The sequence below is a fragment of the Phycisphaerae bacterium genome (assembly GCA_035384605.1).
Taxonomy (GTDB): Bacteria; Planctomycetota; Phycisphaerae; order UBA1845; family PWPN01; genus JAUCQB01.
Genome location: DAOOIV010000208.1, coordinates 1 through 4,344, shown reverse-complemented (window position 1 = coordinate 4,344; position 4,344 = coordinate 1). Strand labels below are relative to the sequence as shown.

The 4,344-nt window shown below is 59.6% G+C and carries 3 protein-coding genes; 2 read left to right on the top strand and 1 reads right to left on the bottom strand.

Going from position 1 to position 4,344, the window contains the following annotated elements:
* Positions 1-880 precede the first annotated feature (880 nt).
* The gene (locus PLL20_21790; GenBank protein HPD32631.1) at positions 881-1,933 is read right to left on the bottom strand and encodes a hypothetical protein; all 1,053 of its coding nucleotides are present in this window, start codon (positions 1,931-1,933) and stop codon (positions 881-883) included.
* 605 nt (positions 1,934-2,538) lie between these two features.
* Between PLL20_21790 and PLL20_21785 the strand changes: the two genes are divergently transcribed.
* Both PLL20_21785 and PLL20_21780 read left to right on the top strand, forming a co-directional pair.
* Positions 2,539-2,721: a hypothetical protein gene (locus PLL20_21785; GenBank protein ID HPD32630.1), complete on the top strand. Its 183-nt coding sequence runs from the start codon at positions 2,539-2,541 to the stop codon at positions 2,719-2,721.
* Positions 2,722-3,550: 829 nt separating this feature from the next.
* The coding region (locus PLL20_21780) for a hypothetical protein (GenBank protein HPD32629.1) at positions 3,551-4,344 on the top strand (794 nt) is incomplete at its 3' end.

Below are 4,344 nucleotides of genomic sequence, written 5' to 3'. Positions count from 1 at the left end.
GGACCGCCTTTTTGCGGGCCGCAACCCAAGTGCTCTGCGATCCGGAAACATGCGCGCAAAATGCGCACCAGTCGCGACGGAAGAGACTGAAGTCTCCAGCCTGAAGCCTGAAGTCCCGCCGGACAGCGCGCCGGCCGCCAAGCGAAGGTCGTTGCGGGCCTGTCCTCCATAGCTCCAAGAGCGACGGAGGGCACATCCGCCGAGAAGGCCCGTCATGTGCCAATGTCAGGGCCGGTCTGTTCCAAGCCAGTCGTTGAACCAATCGTTAACCGAGCGGCCGTGGCCATTGAGATCTTGACGATTCGCAGATCGATGCGTCTTGCCAGTGGCCGCGTCGCCAATCAATGCGGATGTGGGGGAAGTGGGATGCGTAGCCCAGGTTTTTCAGCAGGATAAAAGGTCCACAGGTTGGCCGGAGCGCCTCGCGAAATGAGTACCCCGGCGTATGCACGGGTGCTTCATTGATCCGGCCGTCGCCGGAGGCTGACCGGAAGAACATGTGAGAACGGTGAAAACGCTGAACTTCGGAGGGGCAATTGTCCGATGACAGTTGTTGGGCATACACGTGATAACTGACGGGGCCGGGGCGGCATGTGCCGTCCTGGCATCGGCCCGTGAGTTCTCTGAATAGACGGAGGATTCTGCTGGTCGAGGGTCGAAAACCCGATTGCGCCGTGAAAAGCGGCAGCCGCATTTAGTGAGCCCCGAAGGGGCCCGGGCACTGGATTCGTGCAAGCCGACGAACCCAAGCGCCATCATAAAGATGACAACGGCGAACGCAACGGGAAGTACTTTCCCGGGTTCGCCGTTGGTCTTTTCATGCAACGCGAAAGCCGACAGACGGATGTCAACGCTTCGCTGATCGGGGCCCTGAATTCGATCACTTCCCCTTGTTCGATTGTTCAAGCAACCATGCCCTGACATCCTCCTTGGTCGTCGGTTGGGCAATCCGGTCCGGAAGCAAGCTCTCGCGTACCGCTTGAAGATTGCGCTTCAGTGCCAAATGAGGCCGGATGACGTCGAGGAACAGGTCGTAGTTATATCGGTTGTAACCATAATTCACGCCGGCCAGCGACAGATAGCGTACGCGTCTTCGCACCGCATCCTGAAGCCAGGCGACCGTCTTGTCGTGAAAGATGAAAAACTGGCCGCCCACCTCTTCTATTTCGCTGGGGTTGATCTGCACCATCATATTGCCGGCACCGGCCTTGCGGAACGCGTCGATCTGATCAGTGTTCAAGTAGTGGCTGATGATAGTCTGCGGAAACCGCTGGAGCAGCCAGCGATGAAAGGGCGTCGGTGTGCGCCAGATGCCATGGACGGAATCCAGGTAGATGAGCACATCCGGGTTGACCGCCCGGCACGCCGTGAAGACCGCTTCAATCTCCTCCGCAAGCTGCGGGTTGAATTGATTGGCGCCAAACCAGTCGAGGCTGAGTTTGAGGATATCGGCTTGCTGATCCCTTGGGATATCCGGGCCAAGCCAGCTTCTGAACCAGCGTTGCAGGTGTTCGTCGTCTTTGGTGGTCGGCAGTCCTTGGGGCTCGACGGCGACCATCAATCCCTTTTCGTGAGCGTAGGCGATGGTGCCGAACAGGACATCCTTGAATCGCGGGCTGAGACCTTTTTCATCAAACAAGAACCCTTCTGCGGTACGAATGTCGTCGCCGATGCAGAATACGTTGAAAGCCCCAAGGATAATGGCTTCATCCACCCAACCGCGCGTCTTCGGCAGCTCCCAGACGAAGTAGTCGTGTCGGGGATAGAGATTGAAGACGTGGCTGCGGCCGGTCTTGAGGTACCGACGATTAAGTTCTTTGAACACCTCGGAGCCGGCCGGGTCTGCCCACACCTGGAACTCCGATAGAACGATGAACTCATCCGGAACCGCGCTGACGGTCAGAACCGCCGATAGAGCTAAAGCATGCAGCATTTTCCCGGCCTTTCTCAAATGGGCTGTCCTCCCGGTCCGTGTCATGATTTGCCCAGTCACGCACGGTCAGGAACACTCCAACGTGGCCTGATTATGATTTGCCGGATGGTGCTGGGCAAGGCCTTGGAGCATTCGCGGCGGTTGGGAAAGTCGCTGACTCATTGGCGCTCGCCGGGCATCCAGGGTATTGCTTTCTCCACTTCCTGATAAAGCGGTGCCATGTCGGCATCGGTCGGCTTGACGCTCGCCGCTCGTCCGGCACGCCGATGACCGCCATTAGTCGATTTTTCGCCGGTCGTCTCTGACGATATCATCGCCGCGTCACGGCCCGTGACAATCCGTGTCAAGGCGATGCCCTCGGAAAGCGTCAGGAAGGCAGTTTCGGTCAAAGCCTTGGATCTCGAGCACGTGGATACCAATGGCAAGAACGTATGCAGCAGTGTCATCTTCCAGTACTGAGCTTCAGGCTGTATAATGTACCAGAGTGGGCAACTCCAAGGCGGACCGCCTTTTTGCGGGCCGCAGCCAAATCGCACGGTGATCGGGAAACATGCGCGCAGAATATAGACCAGTCACGAAGAGACAGACTGAGAACAGGTGAAGCCATGGCACTGACCCCGGAAGAGCGGGACTGGCTGTTGGAGCAAAAACGAGAGCTCAAGCGTGAGCTCGATGAGATTGCCGCGGCAAAAGCTTGGCCCGGTTACGTTGACAAGAACGAGCGTCGTATCGAACTCCTCGATGCGCTGGGTAAAGTCGAGCGGCAACTGCGCGAGGATAGAGACTGAGGAGGACGGTCTTCTTGCGAGCTGCAACCAAAGCGCACCGCGATGCAGAAAGATGCCCGCAATCTGCACACACTTCTGGCCGTAAGGTTCTAGACGGACCGCCCTCGTGCGGTTCGCGGCCGAAGCGCGCTGCGACCCGGAAACGCGCTCGCAAGCCACACGGACCTCCGGCCGTGAGGTCCCAAAACCAAACGAAGGCCCATCCCTTCCCGTTTTCCCAGCAGGCAACGCCGGACAGGCGCGTTCGCCTCGGCAAACCAGGGTCGCGGCTCTGAGAGTGCCGGCTGGACCGCCAAGGACCATTGCCTGGAGGAATGGCGTACCCGGTCGTCTGGACGACCGCAACCGGCGAGCGTAGGGTGTCTGTCGGCGGTGCGGCGAAACATCTGCCTGCCCGGCGCGTCTATCAGGGCAGGGACAGTGTGCCCGTGGCGGGGACCGTCTTGACGAGCCGGCGGGTTTATCCCGCCGGTAATGTGCCTGTTTCTTAAAGACCGAGGGGATGAACCCCTCGGCTCGTCAAGAAGACCGAGGGGATGAACCCCTCGGCTCGTCAAGAAGACCGAGGGGATAAACCCCTCGGCTCGTCAAGAGGACGGCGATGGGGGTGCTCGGCGAGGGTTTGCACGTGAATGGGAGACCAAGTACGACAACGCCAGTGTCCGAGGTACCCGCCCCTCATACGCCACAAAGATTGGAGTTTCTGGCAAAGCTGTGCCCATGGCTACGACCGGTCGCATGGGCGCCATTGGCCCGCCAAGTCTCGCCGCGACAGGCCTTCCCGGTTCATATCCTCGGCATGATTGGCTGTTTTGTCGCATGCGTGTTGATGACCGACTTCTCCGCCCGGCTCCATGGCTCGCCGGTCAGCACGGTGGGAACTGTCAGGAACTCGTTTCAGAACGATCCTGTGGGAGTGGTCGTTGGCGCGTTCATGCTGCTGATCGCCGTGGAAGCTGGGTGCTTGTTTTTGGCATGGCTGCTCACGCCATGGGGGGCTGTGGATGAACTCCCGGCCGCCAGCTTTGTCCACGCCCTCAGGCTTGTCTGGCTTCACACCACACATGCGGTTCCGCTCATCTTCGTATCCGGTACTGCGATGACCGAGTACAACTACCTGCTCAGATTTGGCGATCCTGTCGCTCATGATTACGCCCAACAGTACGGTGGGTATGTCGTCAGCTGCGTGATCGCGGCGTGTTCAGCATGGTTTCTTTGGGCGCTGTTCCGAGCGACAGGAGCATCTCGCGCGGCAACGCCGAGTTCTCGGCCGCCGACCTGTGATTACTGCGGTTACAACTTGACCGGGGCGAGGCCTGACGGGCAATGCCCTGAATGCGGCGTACCTGTACCCATGTCGCTCGGGTCCGAGGCAAGACCAGGGACTGCCTGCGATCTGACGCGCCCCACCGCGTTCGGGGCGGCTATGCGAAGATGCTGGCGAGACGCGGTTTTTCGACCGGCAGGGCTGGGTCGGCAGATTCGGGTAACACAGACCTCGCGGAATCACAGTCGATGTCTCACGGCGATACTGCTGCCTCTCTGGTGCGTGAGCGCCGTTGCTTTTGCCCTCTCGGTGATGGCTCCCGAAACCGCTCTCAACAGGGTTGTGGTCGCGCGGAC

Coding starts and splice junctions, on each gene's coding strand:
- PLL20_21790 (HPD32631.1), bottom strand. CDS start 1,933: ATGCTGCATGCTTTAGCTCTATCGGCGGTTCTGACCGTCAGCGCGGTT.
- PLL20_21785 (HPD32630.1), top strand. CDS start 2,539: ATGGCACTGACCCCGGAAGAGCGGGACTGGCTGTTGGAGCAAAAACGA.